The organism is Spongiibacter sp. IMCC21906, from assembly GCF_001010805.1.
Classification (GTDB): Bacteria; Pseudomonadota; Gammaproteobacteria; order Pseudomonadales; family Spongiibacteraceae; genus Spongiibacter.
This window is the reverse complement of record NZ_CP011477.1, coordinates 410,580-433,198: the sequence shown is the minus strand read 5'-3', so window position 1 is coordinate 433,198 and position 22,619 is coordinate 410,580. Positions and strand designations below refer to the sequence as shown.

At 45.1% G+C, this 22,619-nt stretch carries 17 protein-coding genes and 1 pseudogene; 16 read left to right on the top strand and 2 right to left on the bottom strand.

Annotated features, from left to right (window positions below):
- The first annotated feature begins 17 nt into the window (after positions 1 to 17).
- The 12 genes from IMCC21906_RS01950 to IMCC21906_RS01895 all read left to right on the top strand — a co-directional run bounded on the left by IMCC21906_RS01950 (position 18) and on the right by IMCC21906_RS01895 (position 14,431).
- On the top strand, positions 18 to 1,346 hold the full coding sequence (locus tag IMCC21906_RS01950; RefSeq protein ID WP_082117310.1) for a Rieske 2Fe-2S domain-containing protein: 1,329 nt from the start codon (positions 18 to 20) through the stop codon (positions 1,344 to 1,346).
- Positions 1,347 to 1,368: 22 nt separating this feature from the next.
- Positions 1,369 to 1,860: an aromatic-ring-hydroxylating dioxygenase subunit beta gene (locus IMCC21906_RS01945; protein WP_047010754.1), complete on the top strand. Its 492-nt coding sequence runs from the start codon at positions 1,369 to 1,371 to the stop codon at positions 1,858 to 1,860.
- A 40-nt stretch (positions 1,861 to 1,900) separates the two neighbouring features.
- Positions 1,901 to 2,734 carry an alpha/beta fold hydrolase gene (locus IMCC21906_RS01940; RefSeq protein WP_156165964.1) on the top strand — a complete coding sequence of 278 codons (834 nt, stop codon included), beginning with the start codon at positions 1,901 to 1,903 and terminating at the stop codon, positions 2,732 to 2,734.
- Positions 2,735 to 2,776: 42 nt separating this feature from the next.
- Positions 2,777 to 3,679, top strand: a complete 903-nt coding sequence (locus IMCC21906_RS01935; protein ID WP_047010753.1) for an acetaldehyde dehydrogenase (acetylating) — start codon at positions 2,777 to 2,779, stop codon at positions 3,677 to 3,679.
- A 49-nt stretch (positions 3,680 to 3,728) separates the two neighbouring features.
- Positions 3,729 to 4,742, top strand: coding sequence for a 4-hydroxy-2-oxovalerate aldolase (gene dmpG / locus IMCC21906_RS01930; RefSeq protein ID WP_047010752.1), 1,014 nt, complete (start codon positions 3,729 to 3,731; stop codon positions 4,740 to 4,742).
- Positions 4,743 to 4,790: 48 nt separating this feature from the next.
- Positions 4,791 to 7,127 (top strand): TonB-dependent receptor, encoded by a 2,337-nt coding sequence (locus tag IMCC21906_RS01925; protein ID WP_047010751.1) that lies wholly within the window; start codon positions 4,791 to 4,793, stop codon positions 7,125 to 7,127.
- An 86-nt stretch (positions 7,128 to 7,213) separates the two neighbouring features.
- Positions 7,214 to 7,753 carry a hypothetical protein gene (locus IMCC21906_RS01920; protein WP_047010750.1) on the top strand — a complete coding sequence of 180 codons (540 nt, stop codon included), beginning with the start codon at positions 7,214 to 7,216 and terminating at the stop codon, positions 7,751 to 7,753.
- 127 nt (positions 7,754 to 7,880) lie between these two features.
- Positions 7,881 to 8,948: a 2Fe-2S iron-sulfur cluster binding domain-containing protein gene (locus IMCC21906_RS01915; protein ID WP_047010749.1), complete on the top strand. Its 1,068-nt coding sequence runs from the start codon at positions 7,881 to 7,883 to the stop codon at positions 8,946 to 8,948.
- A 42-nt stretch (positions 8,949 to 8,990) separates the two neighbouring features.
- Entirely contained in the window at positions 8,991 to 10,463 is a 1,473-nt protein-coding gene (locus IMCC21906_RS01910) for an aldehyde dehydrogenase (protein ID WP_197085932.1), read from the top strand.
- A 149-nt stretch (positions 10,464 to 10,612) separates the two neighbouring features.
- Entirely contained in the window at positions 10,613 to 11,716 is a 1,104-nt protein-coding gene (locus IMCC21906_RS01905; RefSeq protein ID WP_047010748.1) for an NAD(P)-dependent alcohol dehydrogenase, read from the top strand.
- A gap of 15 nt (positions 11,717 to 11,731) precedes the next feature.
- Positions 11,732 to 12,514 carry a fumarylacetoacetate hydrolase family protein gene (locus IMCC21906_RS01900; RefSeq protein WP_047010747.1) on the top strand — a complete coding sequence of 261 codons (783 nt, stop codon included), beginning with the start codon at positions 11,732 to 11,734 and terminating at the stop codon, positions 12,512 to 12,514.
- A gap of 69 nt (positions 12,515 to 12,583) precedes the next feature.
- Positions 12,584 to 14,431 (top strand): propionyl-CoA synthetase, encoded by a 1,848-nt coding sequence (locus tag IMCC21906_RS01895; RefSeq protein ID WP_156165963.1) that lies wholly within the window; start codon positions 12,584 to 12,586, stop codon positions 14,429 to 14,431.
- A 617-nt stretch (positions 14,432 to 15,048) separates the two neighbouring features.
- Here the strand turns inward: IMCC21906_RS01895 and IMCC21906_RS16560 are convergent.
- Positions 15,049 to 15,637: pseudogene (locus tag IMCC21906_RS16560) on the bottom strand (transposase).
- A gap of 488 nt (positions 15,638 to 16,125) precedes the next feature.
- On the opposite strand from IMCC21906_RS16560, the gene IMCC21906_RS01885 reads away from it, so the two are divergent.
- The 3 genes from IMCC21906_RS01885 to IMCC21906_RS01875 all read left to right on the top strand — a co-directional run bounded on the left by IMCC21906_RS01885 (position 16,126) and on the right by IMCC21906_RS01875 (position 19,323).
- Positions 16,126 to 17,511 (top strand): hypothetical protein, encoded by a 1,386-nt coding sequence (locus tag IMCC21906_RS01885; protein ID WP_047010744.1) that lies wholly within the window; start codon positions 16,126 to 16,128, stop codon positions 17,509 to 17,511.
- Between the two features lie 134 nt (positions 17,512 to 17,645).
- Positions 17,646 to 18,299, top strand: a complete 654-nt coding sequence (locus tag IMCC21906_RS01880) for an SDR family oxidoreductase (protein ID WP_047010743.1) — start codon at positions 17,646 to 17,648, stop codon at positions 18,297 to 18,299.
- A 124-nt stretch (positions 18,300 to 18,423) separates the two neighbouring features.
- Complete coding sequence (locus IMCC21906_RS01875) at positions 18,424 to 19,323, top strand: DMT family transporter (RefSeq protein ID WP_082117308.1); 900 nt, start codon at positions 18,424 to 18,426, stop codon at positions 19,321 to 19,323.
- On the opposite strand, the gene IMCC21906_RS01870 is transcribed toward IMCC21906_RS01875, so the two are convergent.
- Positions 19,320 to 20,567, bottom strand: coding sequence for an MFS transporter (locus IMCC21906_RS01870; protein WP_047010742.1), 1,248 nt, complete (start codon positions 20,565 to 20,567; stop codon positions 19,320 to 19,322). The two genes, IMCC21906_RS01875 and IMCC21906_RS01870, sit on opposite strands and share 4 nt — an antisense overlap.
- A 185-nt stretch (positions 20,568 to 20,752) precedes the next feature.
- Here IMCC21906_RS01870 and IMCC21906_RS01865 point away from each other — a divergent pair, with 185 nt between their 5' ends.
- Positions 20,753 to 22,603: an IucA/IucC family siderophore biosynthesis protein gene (locus tag IMCC21906_RS01865; RefSeq protein WP_047010741.1), complete on the top strand. Its 1,851-nt coding sequence runs from the start codon at positions 20,753 to 20,755 to the stop codon at positions 22,601 to 22,603.
- The last annotated feature ends 16 nt before the right edge of the window (positions 22,604 to 22,619 follow it).

Below are 22,619 nucleotides of genomic sequence, written 5' to 3'. Positions count from 1 at the left end.
CTTTGTAAGGTATATCTATGAGCGTCGATAAAATTTTAATAGAAGATCTTCTGTCTGAGGATGAAGAAAGACAAATTTATAGAGTGAAGCGTTCTATGTTCACAGACGAAGATATTTTTAATTTTGAAATGGAAAATATCTTTGAGGCTGGTTGGGTATATCTTGCTCATGAGAGTCAGTTGCCGGCTCCAGGTGATTTTGTAACAAGTAAAATAGGTCGGCAGCCGGTAATAGTTAATCGTAATGAGCAAGGCAAAATAGGTGGCCTCCTCAATGCGTGTGCGCATCGTGGGGCGAAATTGGCCTTAACTGCGGCGGGGAATAAGCGCCGGTTTGTTTGCCCTTTTCATTCGTGGTCGTACGATGCAGATGGCAAGTTGCAAAGTTGCGGCGATGTGGAAAAAGCCGGATACAGTGATAATTTTGATAAAGCAAAGTTAAACCTAACACCTATAGCAAAAATTGAAAGTTATCGTGGGTTCATTTTTGGGAGTCTTGCGGATGACGTTCCGAGATTGAGTGATCATTTGGGCGAGGCGAAAAAATTTATAGATCTCATTATTGATCAGGATCCTAATGGGGAAATAGAAGTGATTCCGGGTGTCCAGAAGTATACTTTTGATGGCAATTGGAAGCTTCAGTGTGAAAATGGAGTTGATGGATATCACATAGGCTCAATACACGGCAATTATGTGATGACCGTTAATAATCGCACTAAGCTTGAATCTGAAAGTGCCGTAAAGCCCATGGATGTCAGTGGGTTTTCAAAGCTGCCGGGTGGCTATTATGCATTTGAAAATGGTCATGTTGTACTCTGGAATCAAACGCCTAATCCTGATGCGAGACCGACTTGGGCTAGTAGAGAAAAGCGTGAGGCCCGAGTAGGAGGTGTGCGTTCGTGGTGGATGCATAATTGTTGGAGAAATTTGTGCCTCTATCCAAATGTATTTCTTATGGATCAAATGAGCACTCAGATTCGAATTATTCAGCCTATTTCTGTGAATAAAACAGAAATTCAGACATTATGCTTTGCGCCAAAAAATGAAAGCCGAGAAGCAAGGGCCCTTCGGATTCGTCAATATGAAGACTTTTTTAACGCAGCCGGAATGGCAACGCCGGATGATCTTGCTGCGTTTAATTATAGTCAAGAAGGGTTTATGGCTATGCGCGCTGAGTGGAGTGATATTTCTCGTGGCGCTAAAAATTTACTTACAGTTCCAGATGAAAGAACTCTTCAATTAGATTTGAAACCTCAGTTTTACGGCACTGGTCTAGAGGATGAGGGAATTTACCTGAATCAACATAGACGGTGGAAAGATATGCTGCTTCAAGCGCTTAACGACTAGACTAAGAAACTAGGAATAAATCATGAATTTTGAGAATGAACGATTGGCAACGCGTTTAGTTGTGTCTGAGGGTCAGTTGTTGGATAGCAGAGATTGGGATGGTTGGTTGGATTTATATTTGACCAATGCCGAGTATTGGATTCCATGTTGGCGCGACGAACTAGACAGCACCAACGATCCTAAAACCGAGTTGTCGATGATCTATTATTCCGAGCGAGCTGGGCTAGAAGATCGTGTTTATCGGATAAAAACTGGGCGATCTTTGGCGTCGACTCCTTTGCCGCGCACATGTCATATTATTACACCCACAAGCTTTAAAGATATAGGCAACTCATTTTTTGAAGTGAAGTCAAACTGGGCGACTTTTAGTTATAAAAATGGGACTGAGCATTATTTTTTCGGCGGTCAAATACATACCCTGTTTTTAGACAACGATAAAATGAAGATCGCTAAACGTAAAGTTCTGGTGATGAATGAAATAATTCCCAATGTTTTGGATATCTACTCAGTGTAATTTATTTGTACAAATTATACGTAAATTAAGGTGCGTAAATGTGAGCAATCTAAACCCGGAAATGGGAAAACGAGTTGAATTGGCAGACGGCTACGAAGCGAACTATTTAGAGTCGGGTGACCGCAGTAATCCCACCGTAATTTTATTACACGGTTCAGGCCCCGGCGTAACGGCTTACGCTAATTGGCGTTTGCTTATTCCAGCTTTAGAAAATGATTTTCACGTGATTGCACCGGATGTCATTGGCTTTGGCTATACCGACAACCCAGACGGCTTTGAATACAATTTAGATAACTGGTTGCGGTTTATGTGCCAGTTCATGGACGCGATTAAGGTTGATAAAGCGCATTTTGTGGGTAACTCCTTCGGTGGTGCAATTAGTCTTGCCATGGCCGCACGCCACGGCGAGCGCGTTGACCGATTCGTAATGATGGGCGCTGCGGGTATTCATTTTGAAATAACCGATGGCCTGCGCGAAGTGTGGGGTTATAAGCCCTCGGTAGACGCAATGCGCAGCCTAATGTCTATTTTTGCGTATAGACAAGATCTGGTCAGCGAAGAAATTATCAAGTCGCGTTATGAAGCTAGTATTCGCCCCGGCTACCAAGAAGCTTACGAGAAGTTATTCCCAGAACCCATGCAAGAAAAGCTGGACGGCTTGGGTATACCTGAAGACGAAATCGCACAAATTCAGCATAAGGCCTTGATGGTTCATGGCCGAGAAGATGTCATTGTGCCAATGGAAAACTCCATCAAAGCACATCGCCTAATAAAAAATTCACAGATACATATATACGGTGAATGCGGGCATTGGACTCAAGTTGAAAAGCCAGCTGAATTTTCTAACTTAGTAAAAAGTTTTTTGATTCTTTAAATATTGATCTCTCAATATTCTAGGATTAATCATAGGTGAAATATGAATAAGAAGCTGAAAGCAGTCATTATTGGTCCCGGTAATATCGGTACCGATTTGTTGATAAAAATGCTGCGTTCGGAGTGGGTTGAGCCGGTGTGGATGGTGGGTATAGACCCCGAGTCCGACGGTCTAAAACGCGCTGCAGAAATGGGCATTAAAGTCAGTGCAGAGGGCGTGGATGGCGTGCTGCCATTTATTAAAGCAGATGGTATTACTCTCGCCTTCGATGCGACCTCTGCCTATGTCCACGCGGAAAACAGTCGCAAACTGAATGAGCTTGGGGTGACGATGATCGATCTCACACCTGCAGCCATTGGCCCTTATTGTATTCCTCCCGTTAATTTAGACGCCTTAAGCCAAGGCAATATTCAAAACGTCAATATGGTCACTTGCGGTGGTCAAGCGACTATTCCGATGGTGGCGGCGGTGTCGCGGGTGCAAGCGGTTAGTTACGGCGAGATTATAGCCACGGTATCTTCGCGTTCAATTGGTCCGGGTACTCGCGCCAATATTGATGAATTTACCCGTACCACCGCTAGCGCGGTGGAGAAGGTAGGCGGCGCGAAACAGGGTAAGGCGATCATCGTGATTAACCCTGCTGAGCCACCACTCATTATGCGCGATACCATTCACTGCTTGGTTGAAGGCGAGGCGGATCAAGCCGCCATTACCGCATCGGTGCATGAAATGGTAAGTGAAGTGCAGCGCTATGTACCGGGCTATCGCTTGGTGAATGGGCCGGTATTTGATGGCCAGCGTGTCTCTATGTATATGGAAGTTAAGGGGCTGGGTGATTATTTGCCTAAGTATGCGGGCAACCTCGACATCATGACGGCGGCAGCATTGCGCACAGCGGAAATGATTGCCCAAAAGCTCGCGGAAGCGAGTGCTATTACGGCCTAATAATTTACGCCGCTACCTTGTAATAGCCGACCAGTGAAAGGTGCAGAGTATGACAAATAAATTTGTGAAATTGCATGACATGAGCCTGCGCGATGGCATGCATTCAAAACGCCATCAGATTTCCATTGAGCAAATGGTTGCGGTATCAACGGCATTAGACGCTGCGGGTATGCCGCTAATAGAAGTCACTCACGGTGACGGCTTGGGTGGCGCGTCGGTTAACTATGGTTTTCCGGCGCACAGCGACGAAGAATATCTCAATGCGGTTATCCCCAAAATGACACAGGCAAAAGTGTCGGCCCTGCTATTGCCGGGAATTGGTACGGTTGACCACATTCGCATGGCGCAGGCCTGTGGCGTAAGCACCTTAAGAGTCGCAACTCATTGCACAGAAGCTGACGTGTCTCAGCAACATATCGCCTACTCAGCAAAGCTGGGTTTAGACACTGTTGGCTTTTTGATGATGGCGCATATGATTTCTGCAGACGCCTTATTAGAACAAGCAAAGCTAATGGTGAGCTACGGCGCTAACTGTCTTTACTGCACAGACTCGGCGGGCTTTATGTTGCCAGAAGAAGTCACCGAGAAAATATCAACGCTTAGAAATGGCTTGCCAGATAACGTCGAGATTGGTTTTCACGGTCATCACAATCTTGCGATGGGCGTGGCTAATTCGGTTGCCGCCATTAACGCGGGTGCGGCGCGGATTGATGGTTCAGTAGCTGGGCTTGGCGCTGGGGCAGGCAATACCCCGTTAGAAGTGTTGGTCGCGGTTTTACAACGTATGGATATGAAAACCGGCATAGATTTATACAAAATCATGGATGTGGCGGAAGACCTCGTCGTACCCATGATGGATAGCCCGATTCGTATTGATCGGGATGCGCTCACGCTTGGCTACGCCGGTGTTTACAGCTCGTTTTTGCTATTTGCTAAACGCGCCGAGCAGCGCTACGGCATTTCGGCTCGCGATGTATTGGTTGAATTGGGACGGCGCGGCACGGTCGGTGGTCAAGAAGATATGATCGAAGATCTGGCACTAACGATATCAGCAAATAAATAAAAATAATGTTAGTATTATTAAATTAATTATAAAAATAAGGGTTAAACTATGAAGAAATTTATGGCAGTCTGTTGTTCGATATATGTTTCGTCACTAGCGATTTCCGATGAGATTGGACGATCTAGCAGGCTAATAGAAGAGGTTATGGTTACCGCGCAAAAGAGAGAAGAGAATTCACAGGATGTCCCAATAATGATTACGGCATTTAGTGAAGATAAACTAGATGCTTTTGGTATAGAAAATACGGCTGACTTGGCTAGAATCACACCTGGATTAACCTTTACCTATACGTATGGATACGCAGTTATCTATTTAAGAGGAGTTGGTACAGATGCATTTCTAGCTAATACTGATCCTAGTATAGCTACTTATATTGATGGGATTAATTTACCTGCGAGTCAAGGAAAAATGGATTCCCTTGGGCCGGTACAGCGTGTGGAAGTATTAAAGGGCCCGCAAGGCACATTGTTTGGTCGTAACGCAACAGGTGGTGCAATTAGTATTGTAACGGCAGATCCTAGTGAAGAATTTATAGGTAATTTAAAGGCCGAAAAAAGTAAATACAATTCAGAATCATATCAATTGTTTATGGGGGGAATGGTAACAAGCAGTCTGGGTGCGACGGTTGCGTTATTCAAGGATTCAAATGATCCGTATGGGAAAAACTTAGCTATAGTTAATGGTGAGCCAGGGCCCATAAGAGATGAATTTTCAGAGGGAGCAAGACTGAAATTAAAATGGGATATTTCAGATACTATAAGTGCAACCTTCATAGGGTCTTATATCAATCAATTTAATGGAAAATCATTGATGAGCCAGGAAAACTCACGCCCAAGCGCAATTTTAGCGGGGGGTGTTCCTGCAGAAGAAGAAGACAGAGATTTTAAGCATAACTATGACGGTGGAAGCGCAAATATAAGCACATTATACGGACTTATCGTAGATTGGAGTCCAGGTCCAGTTGATCTGAAATTTATTTATGCAGACACAAATATGGACGTCGATTGGACACAGTACGACTTTGACTCATCAGAAAATAGTCAAGCAACATTCTCATCGTACGATCAATATAATATGCAAACTACCTATGAGCTTCAGTTGTTGTCTAACGAAGACTCATGGCTAAGCAGTAATCTTGAGTGGGTGGCGGGACTTTATCGGCTAGAAGGGGAGGGAGGTTATGGGAGATTGCTTTTATCTCTGAATGCCCTAGGCTTCGTTTCAAATGTTGTTGGGTTACCAGAAATAGTAAGTGATCTTCTCGTAAATCAAAACCAAGATATAATATTGGAGGCTGCGGGAATTTTAGAAACGGAGTCAAATTCTGCTTATCTCCAGGGCACATGGTCATTTAACAGTGAATGGTCGCTTACGCTTGGTGCACGTTATCAAGAGGAAACAAGAGGTATCAGTGAAAGCTACTTGGATTTGGTAAACACCCTTCCTACACCGCCGCCGGCTTCATACTTCGAGGGAAATGATTATTCCAGGAATGTAAGGTTGGCAGAGTTCGAGGTTGATGATGTTGAGGATAAAACATTTTCTCCTAAGGTATCTGTTCAATATTTCCCTGCAGACCAAGTGCAGATGTTCGCATCGCTTCAGCGTGCATATAAAAGCCCAACTTACAATATTGTGAATTTCTTCTCCAGTCCAGAGAGCGTCGACAGGGAGGAGGTGACAGCCTTCGAGATCGGTGTGAAAAGCGATCTATTTGATGGCAATCTTCGTTTAAATGCAGCTTATTTTAAAACGGAAACAAAAGATCTTCTGACTGCAGTTCTATCGATTACTTCCGGAGGCATTGTCCGGTTTGATAATGCAGGAGAAGCAGAGACGGAGGGTGCTGAAGCAGATTTTATGTGGCAGCCAATGCCGGTCCTCAATCCCGGTTTGGCTATAGCGGGAAATGCAACTTATATTGACGCGACATACACCGATTATAAAAATGGTGCTGGATTTGACGATGATACTGGATTGTACTTTGGGCCAGACGGTGTCGTGGGCGATACTTCTCGAGATTTTACCAACAACAGAGTAGTTCGAACTCCGAGATTTAGTTCAAGTATGTCAGTTAATCAGTTCGTTGGCGTTACTGATAATTCTGATATCGAGCTAGGTCTGGACTATTATTATAACAGTGGATTTTACGCTACTCCGCAAAACTCAGAATTCTATGTGCAGGATCAGTATGAATTGTGGAATGCAAGAGTCTCATATTTTTATAACCCTACCGGTATTCAGCTTACTGCTTTTGTAAATAACATAAAAGATAAAGATTATTATAGCGCAATATTACAACATGATTTTGGAAGATCAGTTACCTTAGCTCCGCCTATGACATATGGAATGCGAATTAAATGGAATTTTGATGTTCTGCTATAGCAGTCATGTTGTATTTATAATATGAAAAGCTCTAATAAAAACAGTTAGTTTTAGAGTTAAATTTACTATTAGTGGAGAGTTAGACGATGAATAAAATAAAAAAGGCATTATTGTTTATGGTGTTGTCTATTATGAGTTTCTATACATTTTCTCAGAATCTAGTTCAACAATTAGGTGGAATTCTAGTTCCACAATTAGGTGAAATTCCTATTGTTGGCAATGTATCTACGGGTACATTGAGTCTACAAAATATACAATCTTCATTGACCGATATACCTTTTCTGTTAGATCGGGGGGGGCTACTTATTGGTGCAGTAGAAGGTATTCTTGGAGATCCTAGCGCTCAGGTCCCGTCATCAATTGGTTCAACGTTGATTTTTGGCTTTATACCTGGGGTCGAGGTTTTATTTGATCGACCTTCCGATATAGTTACGTATCTCAGCGGAGGTGGGACGCTGCTATCTTCATCGCTTATAGTATTACCGCCAATTCCGTTAATATCGTCTCCCTTGCCCCTCGCTGGAAATGGAACGCTTTTATTGGATTCATTCGATATTTTTAATGAGTTGTCTGTTTTGGTTTCACCTGATAATTTAACCAAAGAGATTCTTGAGAGCCTTCATTGAGTGTTGAATCGATTCGCGTTGCCTACCTATTCAAACTTGAGATTAAGGTTGTCTATGTATATAGAGGTGATTGCGAAATTTGAATTTATAAAAAATCGTTTACATTGAATATACAGGATTATGAGATTTGTCGTTATTTCGATTTTTAAAGTCATCAAGTAACCGTGTAACTATTAATCCGTCAGGCGTTAGTTTCTCGGTGAAGCCGGGGCAGTCCATACTAGAGGCAGGCTTGGCCGCAGGTTATGCAATGCCGCATAGTTGTACTGTAGGAACTTGTGGTACATGTAAGTGTAAGTTGCAGCAGGGGCGTATTCGTGAGCTAAGTAATTTTGCTTATATATTGAACGGGCAAGAACTTAAAGATGGCGTTATATTGACCTGTCAGGCTGCGTTGAAATCGGATGTCACCTTGAGCGTCCCTGATTTTGAAATAAAAAAGCTTACTCCTCCCGAAGATTTTGATGGTCAAATTGTTGCAATAGAAGATCTAACCCACGATACCAAACGCGTAAGGATTAAGCTTGATCGGCCGATTCATTTTGATGCAGGACAATATGTTCAAATTCATCACGAAGCTATATATGGTGCGCGGTCATATTCATTCGCGATGGCGCCTAAAGATGCGGGATGTAGAGAGATAGACTTGTTTATTCGTCATGTGCCAGGCGGCGAATTCACTGGTATGTTGTTCGACGGGAAGTTGGATCAAGGTACAGTTAAAGTTCATGGTCCTGCGGGAAACTTTTGGTTGCGTGAAGGTCTTGGCCCAATTGTTTGTGTTGCTGGCGGTAGTGGGTTGGCGCCTATTGTGAGTTTACTAGAACAAGCTGCAAAAAGTAGCCAGGGGCGCCCTTGTGTTATGTTCTTTGGCGCACGTACTCGGGAAGATCTTTATTGTCTTGATAGAATAAATGAGATTGAAAAATCTTGGGACAGTCCGTTCAAGTTTATACCGGTGTTGTCCAATGAACCTGAAGACAGCGATTGGACAGGTATGCGCGGGTTTGTAAATTCTGCGATAGAGTCAGCGGCAAGTCAGTATTTAAGTGGTGAAACGCAAGTTTACGTATGTGGCCCGCCGCCAATGATTGATGCTGTATCGGAGACGGTTGGTGCATTAGGTGTTACTGCCAACAATATTCATGCAGATAAATTTCTAGACGCGAGCCATGGTCTTTCTCGCCACAATTAATGAAATGAAAATCCAATTATAAAAATGGAGATTAAACACGGGATGTATAATCTAGATAACATAAAAGCACCTGCAGGAAAAATGTTGATTGGCAGTAGTTGGGTAAGCGCGCAGTCGGGTGAGACACTCGCTGTGGAAAATCCCGCCAACGGTGATATTTTTGCTCAGATTGCTTCGGGGAGCGCGTTGGAGGTCGATCTCGCAGTTAAATCGGCTCGTGCAGCATTTGAATCGATAGAATGGTCAAGAATGCGGCCGCTTGATCGTAGTCGGTTGCTAGAGCAGGTGGCGCTTAAGTTGGAACAACATGCAGACGAGTTGGCGCTGCTAGAAAGCTACGATAATGGTAAGCCCAAGCATTTGGCTCTGATGGTAGACGTGCCCACAGCTGTAGAAGTGTTTCGCTATATGGCGGGTTGGTGTACTAAGATCTATGGCAAAACATTGCCAGTTTCTGGTGATGGGAGCCGGTATCATGCATATACAATTCGGCAACCTGTCGGCGTGATTGGCGCGATCACTCCTTGGAATTATCCATTGCCGATGGCCGCCTGGAAGGTTGCCTCAGCAATGGCTGCGGGATGTACAGTAGTATTAAAGCCATCAGAAATTACCTCGTTAACCACATTGCGTATGGCTGAATTAATGTTAGATGCCGGTGTTCCCCCTGGTGTACTGAATGTTGTTACGGGTAAGGGTGAAACCGTTGGTGAAGCGTTAATTACGCATTTGGATGTGAATAAAATTGCATTTACAGGCTCCACTCCCGTTGGAAAACACATTTTACGTACCTCTGCAAATGATTTGAAAAGGGTTAGCCTTGAGCTCGGCGGGAAATCGCCCACTATCATTATGCCAGATGCAAATTTAGAAAAGGCGATCCCTGATGCCGCGATGGCTATCTTCTTTAATTCGGGACAAACCTGCTTTGCGGGGTCTCGCCTTCTCTGCCATGACTCAGTTTATGACGAAGTAATTGCCGGTATAAAGGAGGTAGCTAAAAACTTGCCTATTGGCCATGGTCAGGCAGCTGAGACAATGATTGGTCCGGTAGTTAATAAAAAGCAGAAGGATCGGATTGAGAATTATATAAGGATTGGTCAAGAAGAAGGGGCCGAAGCAATTAGTGCTAATAGTAAGATTCCTGAGCAAGGATATTTTGTGGCTCCTACAATTTTGTCTGGGGTTTCTCCTGATTCTCGGGTGTTTAATGAAGAAATTTTTGGCCCCGTATTGACGGCTACGAAATTTAAGACAGAGGACGAAGCGATAGCACTCGCGAATCAGAGTTGCTTTGGTTTGGGTGCAAACCTTTACTGCAGAGATGGTCAAGCCAGCCATCGTATGGCTAGTGCAATAAATGCCGGTACAGTATGGGTGAACTCGTATTTTGTCCTTGATCCAGCAATGCCATTTGGTGGTTTCAAACAGTCAGGTATAGGTAGAGAAGTTGGTGAAGATGGTGTGCTCATGTTCACAGAGTCAAAATCAGTTTGCATGTCGTTAGAAAGTTAAGTTTTAGAGTGATTAATTAGTTGTGTTGAAACTTCACCCAGCTTGCGACTTTAATATTAAGTTATAAATTTGGTGTTACAAGTCGCTTTTTTATATCTAGAGTAAGATTTTATTATTGTTAATTAAACTTTACGTAACTAGGATTTATTATGGAAATCAATGCTGCAGTTGTGCGAGAAGCTGGTAAAGATTTTTCTATCGAAAGCCTCCAGATGGAGGAACCTAGAAAAAATGAGGTATTAGTAAGAATAGTTGGTGTTGGAATTTGCCATACTGATATTGTCGCGCGAGATCAGCAGCTCCCTATACCACTGCCAGCCGTTCTTGGGCACGAAGGGGCGGGTATTGTAGAAAAGGTTGGTAGTGAAGTGCGTTCTGTTAAGCCTGGTGACCATGTCGTTTTATCTTACTCGCATTGCGGGATTTGTCGAAGTTGTAGCAGAGATAATTACAGTTATTGTGAGAGCTTTGCACCTCTAAATATGTCGGGTGGACGTGCTGATGGTAGCTCCGCGTTGTCTTCTGGTGGGAAGAGGATATCGGGCCACTTTTTTGGCCAGTCTTCCTTTGCTAATTTTGCCTTAGCGTACGAGGATAATGTTGTAAAGGTTAGAAATGATGCACCCTTGGATCTCCTTGGTCCGCTGGGATGTGGCATCCAAACCGGTGCAGGTGCAATCATGCGCGCCTTTTCCTGTAAGGCAGGTACCTCGGTAGTGATTTCAGGTGGTGGCGCTGTGGGCCTAAGTGCCGTATTGGGAGCCGTTGTCCAGGGCTGTAATCCAATTGTTATTATTGAGCCACATCAGAATCGGCGGGAGTTAGCGCTGGAGTTGGGAGCTACTCATGTAGTCGACCCGAATAACGTAAGTAGCCTAAGTGACGCTTTATTGGAAATTGCTGTTGGCGGTTTTGATTATGCGCTAGACACTAGCGGTATTCAGTCGGTGATTTCAGCCGTATTTAGCGCGATGGGATTTAGTGGCACGCTAGGTTTAGTTGGCATGCCTAAGCCAGAGGCCAGCGCCGCAAGTTTTGATGTTTTAACGATGATATTAAAGGGGATTAAAGTTAAGGGGATTTGTGAGGGAGATGCAGATCCTCATGAGTTTATTCCGACATTGGTAGACTTATATTTGGATAATAAGTTTCCATTTAACAAATTGTGTCAACAATTTCCGTTCGAAAAAATTAATGATGCGGTCGCAGCTCAGCATAGTGGAAAATGTATTAAAGCAGTTTGTTTAATCTAGAGTTGAATTATTGATATGCCTAAAAATTATATTGAGAGTATTGGCGACGAGCTGTATGGCGCTTTAAAGGACGGCGCCGCCATAGAGCCAATAACCGACCGCTATCCCGATTTAAGTATAGATGATGCGTATAAAATATCTCTCCATTTTCTTAGCAAACGTGAATCAGATGGAGAGCGGGTCATAGGGAAAAAAATTGGGGTTACCAGTCGGGCCGTTCAAGAGATGTTAGGGGTTCCGCAACCAGATTTTGGCTTTCTTACTAATCAAATGCTGTGTGAATCCGAAGCAGATATTTCGAATATGATTGCACCGCGCGCGGAAGGTGAAATCGCATTTGTGTTGAAAAGCGACTTGGTGGGGCCAGGGGTAAGTGAATTGGATGTTCTTAACGCAACGGAATGGGTTATGCCTTGTTTCGAAATTGTTGATTCCAGAATTGATAATTGGAAAATAAAAATTCAAGACACTATTGCCGATAATGCCTCATGTGGTTTGTTTGCCGTTAATCAAGATTGTCGGATTGACCCAAGAACCGTAGATCTTGTGAATTGCAATATGCAGGTTTACAAAAATGGTCAAATTATTAGCGAAGGGCGCGGGATTGAGGCAATGGGTAATCCCCTAACGTGTGTCGCGTGGCTTGCAAATACGTTAGGAAAATATGGAATCAGTCTTTGTAAAGGCGATATTATTTTATCTGGGTCGCTAGTACCGCTAGAGCCAGTTTCAGTTGGTGATCAAATGTCGTTAGAAATAAGCGATATTGGTAGCCTAAATTTAAAGTTCGTTAACTAGATTCGTTTATCATTTTTATGTTGCGTGTGGTTTTCGAGCTAATGACTAATATTGAGTTGGAAAATAGGAATGGATCAACAACAAAATATAAAAATATGGGCTGAGGCTGCCAAATCAATTGACTGGTTTAAGGAGCCCTCGATAACACTTGACGACAGTCAGGCGCCACTCTATCAGTGGTTCAGTGATGGCGAATGTAATACCTGCTACAACAGTCTAGATAGGCACGTACAAAATAATCGTGGCGATCAAACTGCTATTATTTATGATAGCCCTGTTACCAATACTATTGAGCATATTTCGTACAGCACGCTCTTGCATCGAGTTAGTCGATTTGCAGGTGCACTTAAAGAGCTGGGAGTCTGTAAGGGCGATCGTGTTGTAATTTATATGCCGATGGTGCCCGAGGCTGCAGTTGCAATGCAGGCCTGCGCCAGAATAGGCGCAATTCATTCGGTGGTCTTCGGGGGATTTGCGGCTAATGAGCTAGCATCACGAATTGACGACTGCCAGCCAAAACTCATTTTATCGGCGTCTTGCGGTATTGAACCTGGTCGATTAGTCCCATACAAACCACTGCTTGATGAGGCAATAAATCGAGCTATGCATAAGCCGGAGCATTGCATAATTTTGCAGCGACCAGAGTTGCAGGTAACAATGTTAGCCGGTCGTGACCTCAATTGGCATGATGTAGAGAAAGGTGGTGATCCATGTGATTGCGAGCCTCTTAAGTCTACTGATCCACTCTATATAATCTATACCTCTGGAACTACGGGGAATCCCAAGGGTGTGGTAAGGGATAATGGTGGCCACATGGTTGCCATGAACTGGAGCCTCGAAAATGTCTATGGAATTAATCCCGGTGACGTATTTTGGGCGGCTTCTGATATCGGCTGGGTAGTTGGGCACTCCTATATCGTTTACGGACCACTCATTCGCGGCGCTACAGCTATCATGTTTGAAGGGAAGCCGGTTGGAACGCCAGATGCGGCAACTTACTGGCGATTAATAGAACGCCATAAAGTTAAGGCTATGTTTACGGCACCAACAGCAATAAGGGCAATAAAGCAGCAAGATCCAGCGGGTGAAGGGCCGCAAAACTTTGACCTATCTAGCCTTAAACATTTGTTTTTGGGAGGCGAACGCGCAGATTCAGACACTATACAGTGGGCCGAGAGGCAATTAGGTATACCGGTTATCGACCATTGGTGGCAAACAGAGTTGGGCTGGCCGGCTGTCGCGAATTGTATTGGTATTGAATTGTTACCGGTTAAGTATGGTTCGTCAGGGAAGCCAGTACCGGGTTTCGATGTAGTGGTGTTGGCGGAGGACGGCCGCGAATCAGAGTCGGGAAAAATGGGAGCACTCGCAATTCGCCTGCCATTGCCACCAGGAACATTGCCAAGTTTATGGAAGAATGACCAAGGATTTATTGATAAATATCTTTCAGAATACCCCGGCTATTACAGCGCTGGTGATGCTGGATATATAGATTGCGACGGCTACGTTTACATAATGAGTCGGACTGATGATGTAATAAACGTAGCAGGCCATCGCCTATCGACCGGCCAGATGGAAGAAGTAATTTCTAAACATCCAGATGTTGCAGAATGCGCAGTGTTTGGAATTAAGGATGAAATGAAAGGGCAGATACCGCTAGGATTGCTCGTTTTAAATTCAGGAACACTGCGAGCGGATAATGATATTGTTGCTGAAGTTGTTTCTAAGGTTCGCGATGAAATAGGACCAGTAGCATTCTTCAAAAGAGCGATTGTTGTAAAACGGTTGCCAAAAACAAGGTCAGGTAAAATACTCCGCGCGACGTTACAAAGAATTGCAGATAAAGAAGAGTTTAATGTACCTGCGACAATTGATGATCCGATTATTCTTGATGAAATTGCGTTATTAATTGGATAAATTAGTTACGTGATTCATAGAGACCGTTTCAATCTTGTTAGCTCCGGCTTTATTTTGGAATTGGCATTTCGTATACGCTTATCAGATCGATGACCATCACCGTAAGGCTTGATATGTATGTTCTACATATATATCAAGAGTCACTAGTTTGTTTGTGAAGGCACATCGACACAGTCAGCTTTGCTGAAATTCTTTTTCTATGTAGCCATATGATAGTGAAAGGATGTACATGAATTACATGCGTAGGAGTTTACTCCTCAGTTTAAAACTGAAGAGTAAAGCCATCGCGATATTGATAGATGATTACCTTGATGGGATGTTGTGGAGTGCCTGCCCATGGAATATGCAGAATAGACATATTCCATGCTCGTACAGAAATGTTCTACGTTATTCAGCATTGTGGTTAGACGATAACGCAGTTAGGAATTTCAGCTACATTTTGTAATAAGTTGGTTAAACTTTTTCTAGGATTACTTGTAACTCCTAGGGAAGGTCTGCACAACCTCCCGCTTTCATAAAATATCGCCAAATTTCCGCTTCAGCGGCGTAAAACGCAGCAATCCGCGGTTTATTTCAGCCTGTAAGCAGCCATTTGGCTGACTACAGGCGCACCTACCCTATGAGGGCAGGTATTTCTCCGCTCTCAGCAGGTTGGTAAACGCCGATAACACATACAGGCGGTTAGTGTTTTTCGCCAGCCCACGGTAGCGAACCTTCGCATAGCCAAACTGTTGCTTGATCGTCCGGAACGGATGCTCAACCTTGGCGCGAATGCTGGCCTTGATCCCCTCTGCCTTCACGCATCATCAGGCCTTGCTGGCGGAGCTGTGCGCTGACGGTATCGAAGATCACTTTGCCCAGCTTGTAGCGCTCAAGGAAATGGCGGAAGCGGAGAATGGTGCTCTCGTCTGGCAGGCGATCAGACAAGCGGAGCCCGGCAAAGCGGCGCATCGACTCGATCTCATACAGGGCATCTTCCATCGCAGGATCACTGAGGTTGTAGAACAACTACAGGCAGTGGACCCGAAGCATTATTGCCAGCGGGTACGGCGGATTCCCGTTCTCACCCTTGGGATAGTGCTTGCGGAGTTTCTTCTCCAACTTCGCCCAGGGAATCAAGCCATCCATTTTCTCGAGGAACAGCTCCCGCCGCGTCTTGCGCTTCTTGTTTTGGTATTCGGCTTCGGCGAAAGTCAGTTGGCTCATGCTATATTCCGGTTGAAAGGGGCGATCGCGAAATTATCTCAAATTTTGGGGGTTGTGCAGAGATTCCCTAAGTATGATACTTTTCGAATTTGACGAAATATGCACTGTAATAAAATCAATAAGTTAGAGCTTTCAAAGTATGATACTTTTTTGTCAATTTACATGTTGCTGTTATAGAACAGCTCGACACTAGGGGTAATCGTTAAGTTTGACCTGCAACACAGCGTGAGAAAAAATAATAAATCACCCTTGCGCTACAGGGTAGTAAGTTTTTAGGCTTACGGGAATGATAGTTATACAAAGGCGCTAGGGCCTTTTTATAATTGTAAAATTCTACATTTTCGCCTTGTCGATCCCTTGGTTTTATCCATCCGATTTTAAATTTCTGGTAACACAATGTAATCAGCTGATGTGCTGGATATTGCGGCCGATTTTAGTATCTGAAAATAAAAAGAAGGCGCTGCAAGACCTGATTGGACCCGGTCCCTATGAGAACCATTTTCTGTAAATCATTTTTTCTGGCAATAATTTTTCTGCTTTCCAATATTGTTATAGCAGAACCGCTGTCTGGATTAACCCCATTTCAAATAGAATCCGTGATCGCTGGAGAGAGTGGTCCAAATGGCGATCGATATTATTCCGTAAGAGCGTTTAATAAAGGGGGCCACGATTTAATTTATGATGTTCCTGCAGCACAGCGAACAGGTAATAAAGTACTGTCTGCGTATTTTAAAGACACAGGGCGTCGCTGGGTTTACCTCGCGACTCGAAAAAGTGGCGTGATTCATCGCAGTTATTTTGATTTACTCAATGGCTCGCTTGGAGCAAGCAGTGCCGAACATAATGCAGCAATCACTCAAATAGGCGGCGGTTGGTATCGGGTCAATATTCGTTATTCTGCGATCAATGTCACTAGTGTGCATTTCGGCATCGCCCAAGGAAATTCAGCGCCGTATTTCAATGCCCAAGCCAGTATTGACCGAGTCTTTTTTTCGTCGCCACACATTACGGATTCCACTGCGGGCAGTCATTTAAATGCCAGCACCAGTCAGCCCAGCACTTCCTCCAGTAATGTCTCTCAGAAGGGATTATGGGTGTGGCGTGCAGATCCGGTTTTGGATGTGCAGAAGCGAACCGAACTGCTGACGTTTATGCTTAACAAAGAACTGAATACCGCCTATATCGACGCCAGAATTCCGGTGCTCTATAACCACTATATGTTATCGGAATTTATCCGCACGTTTCAGTCCCGGGGTATTGCTGTGGAGCTCATGTTTGGCAAGCCTGAGTGGGCGTTGCGGGACAATCATCACGAAGTGTTAGATTTGGTCGATCAAGCGGTTGAATACACTCGTCGATATCCGGACGCTAAACCAACGGCAATTCATTTGGATATTGAAGCGCATTTGGTTTCCCAGTGGCAAAATCAGCGGGCTTGGGTTGCTAATCAGTTGGTGGATTTAATCACCTTGGTCAAGGGGCGTGCTGCTGACGTGGCCTTGCAGCTGGTGGTCGATATGCCAGTGTGGTGGGATAGCTTTAATGTTAGCCGTTCTGGTGTGTCGCGGCCGCTGCACCAATGGGTAATTGATGCCAGTGATCGAGTTGCGTTGATGGATTATCGGGATACGGAGCAACGTATAGTAAATGATGCAGATGCCGAGCTGCGATATGCAACAGCGCGTAACAAAAAAGTGGTGGTCGGTGTAGAAACCATGTGTATTCCACCAGAGTTAATTACTTTTTGTGAAGAGGGCAGCACAAATATGGAGTCAATTTTGCGTAGCGTAGATAGTCAGCTTCCACAAAACCACAGCAGTTACCTGGGTTACGCTGTTCATCACTATCAGGCATACAAAGACCTGCGTCGGTAGTGGCTTCTATAAAGAAGATACTGCTGGGATGGACCGCGCCGTTAAATTCAATTTTTAAAGCATGTTAGGCCAGGTGAGAAAATACGGGTTTAAAAAGTACTTTTAAAGGGTACCCAAAGCGAAAGGTTCAATATATGAGTCATGTTTTTATTATTGGCGCAACCGGTGGAGTCGGCTCTAGGCTGACAGCTATGCTGATAAAAGCGGGCCACAACGTCACAGCCCTTCATCGTAAACCGGAACAGGCCAAACAATTGTCCGAGGCCGGTACCACGCCTTGTCTTGGCGATATTATGACGATGACCAGCGATGATTTGGCAAGCGAGGCAAAGCATTGTGATGTGATTGTTTTCACCGCCGGTGCGGCTGGCAGTGGTTTAGATCGAACAACGGCAATAGATGGTGAGGGTGTTGTTAAAGCCATTGCAGCAGCAAAGGCGAATGGAATCTCCCGTTTTTATCTTGTCTCTGTATTTATGGATGCCGGCCGCGACAAACCCAGAAAAGACGGCTTTGAACATTATATGCGCGTTAAAAAACAAGCCGATAACGCATTGGTTGCCTCTGGTCTTGAGTGGGTGATACTTCGACCTGGCACCTTGCTTAGTGAGGAGGGTGATGGCTTGGTGAATGCAAATTTTGCCATCCCTTATGGATCGGTTGCCCGAGGTAATGTTGCAGCTATGTTGGCGGCACTTATCGATACTCCCGAAATTAAACGCAACATTATTGAGCTAACCGACGGCGATACACCTATTCACGATGCCGTAGCTTCATTGCAAAAATAATAAGCTTGTTGCTATGAATTGCGGGTAAACCGCTGGCATTGCTGTTCTTAATTAGCGGCTAGAAGTGCGGAGCCAGCCACATTGGCTTACCATGACGACCCTTGGTAACTTGCAATGTGTTTTTATGAATACTTATTTGCGCAATCCCTATCTGGTCATGACAACGGTCTGCATTATTTGGGCAGGCAACGCTGTTGCAGGAAAGCTTGCCGCAGGGCATGTCTCACCCATGCTACTGACCCTGCTGCGGTGGATATTTGCGGTGCTGCTTATTGCGCCCTTTGCCTGGGGAGATGTACGCAGGGAGTGGCCAATACTGCGTCGACATCTGGCATTGATGTTTGTCTTCGGGGGTGTGGGGTTTACGGGGTTTAACGCCTTGTTTTATTGGGCGTTAAACCATACCACCGCAATTAATGTCACCATTGAACAGTCAGCAATGCCGTTGATGGTTTTTTTGGGAAATCTGCTGCTATTTCACATCCGTTTTACCTTGCTACAGGTAGTGGGATTTTTGCTCACGGTGGTTGGTGTCGTGCTGACGGTGACCCATGGCCATCCCCAGGCATTACTGCAGCTAGATTTAAATCGCGGCGATGCTCTAATGTTGATAGCGGTGTTTATGTATGGCAGTTATACCTTGGCGCTGCGATACAAGCCGGCATTACATTGGCGTTCGACCATTTTTGTTCTGGCGCTGTCAGCACTGATTACCGCGATACCTTTTGCGGCATATGAATGGACCGCAGGCTATGGACGTTGGCCCGATCTGCAAGGCTGGGGTGTGGTTCTGTATATCGCCATCTTTCCATCCTTGTTTGCTCAATCACTGTATATTCGCGGGGTGGAATTGATCGGGCCAAACCGCGCTAACCTCTTTATTAATTTGGTGCCAATTTTTGGTTCATTGCTGGCGGTGACGCTATTGGGTGAATCGCTGGAGGGGTTTCATATGCTGGCGATTTTGTTTGTATTAAGCGGTTTGTTTTTGGCAGAACGCGGTGCACCAAAACCTATATCTTAATTGACTTCCTGTGTTGCACCCTCAGCGGTGAGCTTGCTTTGTAAACATATTAGCAATACCACTATCAACAGCGCTGCGGAACTCAGTAGCCCGATAAGAGGGAAGCTGTGAACATGGGTGTACAACCAGCTGCCCAAGCCAAAGCCGATGGTAAAGCCCCCAGTGTGGACCATCGATAGCTGCCCAAAAATACGACCTTGCTTGGTTCCAGCGCTGGCGCTGATCAGGCTGGTGTAAGCCGGAATCATCAAGGTTATTCCGGCGACAATAAGCAGCAAGCCCGGTAACGCTCCCCAACCACCCAACAATGCTTGCATGCATATCAATCCAACAGTTAGCAAGCTACCCCCAAGGATGAGTCCAAATCGTGCAGAGCGAATTCGGCGTACAACAGTGAGCTGAATGGTTGCAGCAACAACCGCAATGGCGACTAACAGCGCAGCACTGCCTTTACTCGCAGCCAGTGCAGAAAGGTGATAAAAATCTTCTAATACTGGCCCCAGCAGCACCTGTAATTGGGATACGGTGATTGTGCAGCAAGCGGCCAGAAAGAATAATAAATACGGGGTGACAGCGAATGGTTCTTTCGCCGTTGACTCTTTGCTATCGTCGGTATTGACGGCCTGACCTTGCAGGCCACCCAGTGCCCATAAACCAAAGAGAGGCAGAATTAAAATCCACAATAAGGTGGTGAGTTGCAGTGAAGGAGGGAACTGCTTGAGTAAAGACAGCAGCGCCAATGTTGGCAGCGCCAGTAGCGGGCCAATCACGCGACCAATGTTGACCGCTGCGGACAGTGACGATAGCACCTTCATTCGTTGTTCTGGCGGTGTGTGGCTTACCCCCCAGCTTTGGCAGGAAGGATAAATACCCGCGGCGCCAATGCCGTTGACGATGCGACTGCAGATTAAGATAGCAAAACCTAGACTTGGATCTAAACGTTGTAAACCTAGCAACAGAATAACGCCAACAAAAACAACATTGGCCAAAAGGCTTGTGATTAAACCAAACCGTAAAACGGGTTTGGCACCTAGTCTGTCAATGCGCTGCCCCCAGTAGGGTCCGGCAAACATAATGCAAGCCGTGCCGATGGCCACCAACATTCCCAATTCGGCAACGCTGAGCCCACAATACTCACTAATTAAGCTGATTTGACTGAGGATAATCATTTGGCTGGCGCCAATGGTGATCACCAGCGCGCTAAGCCGCTTGATTAATGCTTTGCCATAACTGGCTTGATTCATGAAACATCTCATTGTGGGTGGTAGATAGGCCGGGGCAGCCTGTGGCAAAGCGTATAAAAGATCAAGCTTGCAAGGCTATATCGCGCTGCTAAGCAATGCTGTTCTATGCGCTTGGTCACAAAAGGCACTAGGATTGTATGACAGTAGTTGCAAATGAGAACAGTTATTATTAGCATGATTGGCCTATGAATACTATTACACAGCCATATTCCGATCAACGACAGTCTGGGTTGCCGCTATCACTTATCGACAGCGGAGAATCAGCGGTAAAGCATGGTGCAGACCAGCTTTCGGCAAACAGTTTTTTTAATGCGTTTATACGCGAAACGGCGACGGGTCAATATGTAAGCTGTATGCAGAGTCGGCAGTTATTGCTGGTAGTGCCGCTCACAGAAAGCCACCGCAAGCTGTATTTACCATTGGCCAGTCGCGGTGGTAATTCTCGGCATCAATTTAAACTGCCGCTATTTATTGTGGAAGAGGGTGGTGATTGGCAAGAGATTGCGTTGCTGGATGCAATGGCTGAGCTATTGGCTGAGTCCAGCTATTTCCCTGATGCTAGCGCCGGGCAGCGTGCTGCATTTTTAAATCGATGTCGCCAGAGTATCGATAATATGCGGGAGGTTATGGCTCATCGTCAGGATGATCTTGATAAGCTGTTTTCTGAGTCAATAAACTTTCAGCAAGCAGAGCAAGGTCTGCTCTGCGGCCATTCAATTCATCCAGTCCCAAAAAGCCGCGAGCCGCTTTCCACCCAAGAGGCGATACATTATGCGCCAGAATTTGCTGGGAAATTTTCGATTATTTGGTTGGCTGTCGCCAACGAATGTTGGGTGGGTGAAAGCAGTGAAGGGGGAAGTGAAAGAAGTAGTAACGCGCAAGCAGTGGTAGCTGGTGATTTTTATGAACTATGGCGAAATGACAAGTCAACCCATCCGGCGACGGAATTATTAGATAATTACAGCGTTTTCCCCGCTCATCCGTGGCAGTGGCAGCAACTGCAGCGTCATTCCATTATTAACGACATGCTGGGACGTGGTGATATTTATGTGCTGGGTCATTCAAGTAATGACTGGCGCGCAACCTCGTCACTACGGGCAATATATTCGCCAGACAGCGATTATATGCTTAAGTTTTCGCTTAGTTTGCGTTTAACCAATTCTTTGCGCGTGCTACTACCCAAGGAGATGCGTCGCGGCTTGGAGGTTCGCCGGATAAGAAATACGACGGTGGGGCAAGAGTTTTCCCGTCGCTATCCATATTTTCAGATATTAGCTGAGCCTGCCTATGCCATGCTAAAGCCAAAAGGCGCCACTGAAGGCATTCCAGAAACCTTGGTGTTGCTTCGAGAAAATCCTTTTATAGGATCCAGCGCGGATAATGTGTGCTTGTTGGCGACGCTTACTCAAGATCATCCTTATGCAGAAGAGTGTCGAGCAGCGCGTTTGGTTAGACAATTTGCCATAAGCCAAAATTTACCGATAGAAAAAGCCGTTAAAACCTGGTTCCAGCGTTATTTAGAACGGGTCGTTGAACCCTTGATGATTGCCCAAGCAGATTACGGATTGTTATACGGCGCCCACCAACAAAACCTCATTATCCGTTTTGATAGGCTATTGCCAAGCGGTGCTTATTTTAGAGATTGTCAGGGCACCGCCTATAGTAATTTGGGCATTACCTTGCTGAAACCCGAACTACCCGAATTAGGAAGAGCCAGTGAGAACACCTTAGATGAGCGTATGGCGAATCTTCTTTTTGTTTATTACCTTTTCATCAACAGCAGCTTTGGTCTTGTTTCTGCCTTGGCGTCTTATGGCCTCTGTTCAGAAAAAAAGTTATTTCAGCAGATGCGAGATTTTTTAATTGCGCTTCGAAATGGTCCACGCCAGGACCGGAGTTGCTTTGATTACCTTTTGGAGTCAGATCAACTTTGGTCCAAGGGCAATTTCTTATGTTCTGTTGTGGGTATGAATGAAAGTACAACTGAAGACCCGTTGGCCATCTATCACCCTATGGCCAATCCGCTAAAGATTTAAGTTAGAAGGAGTTGTT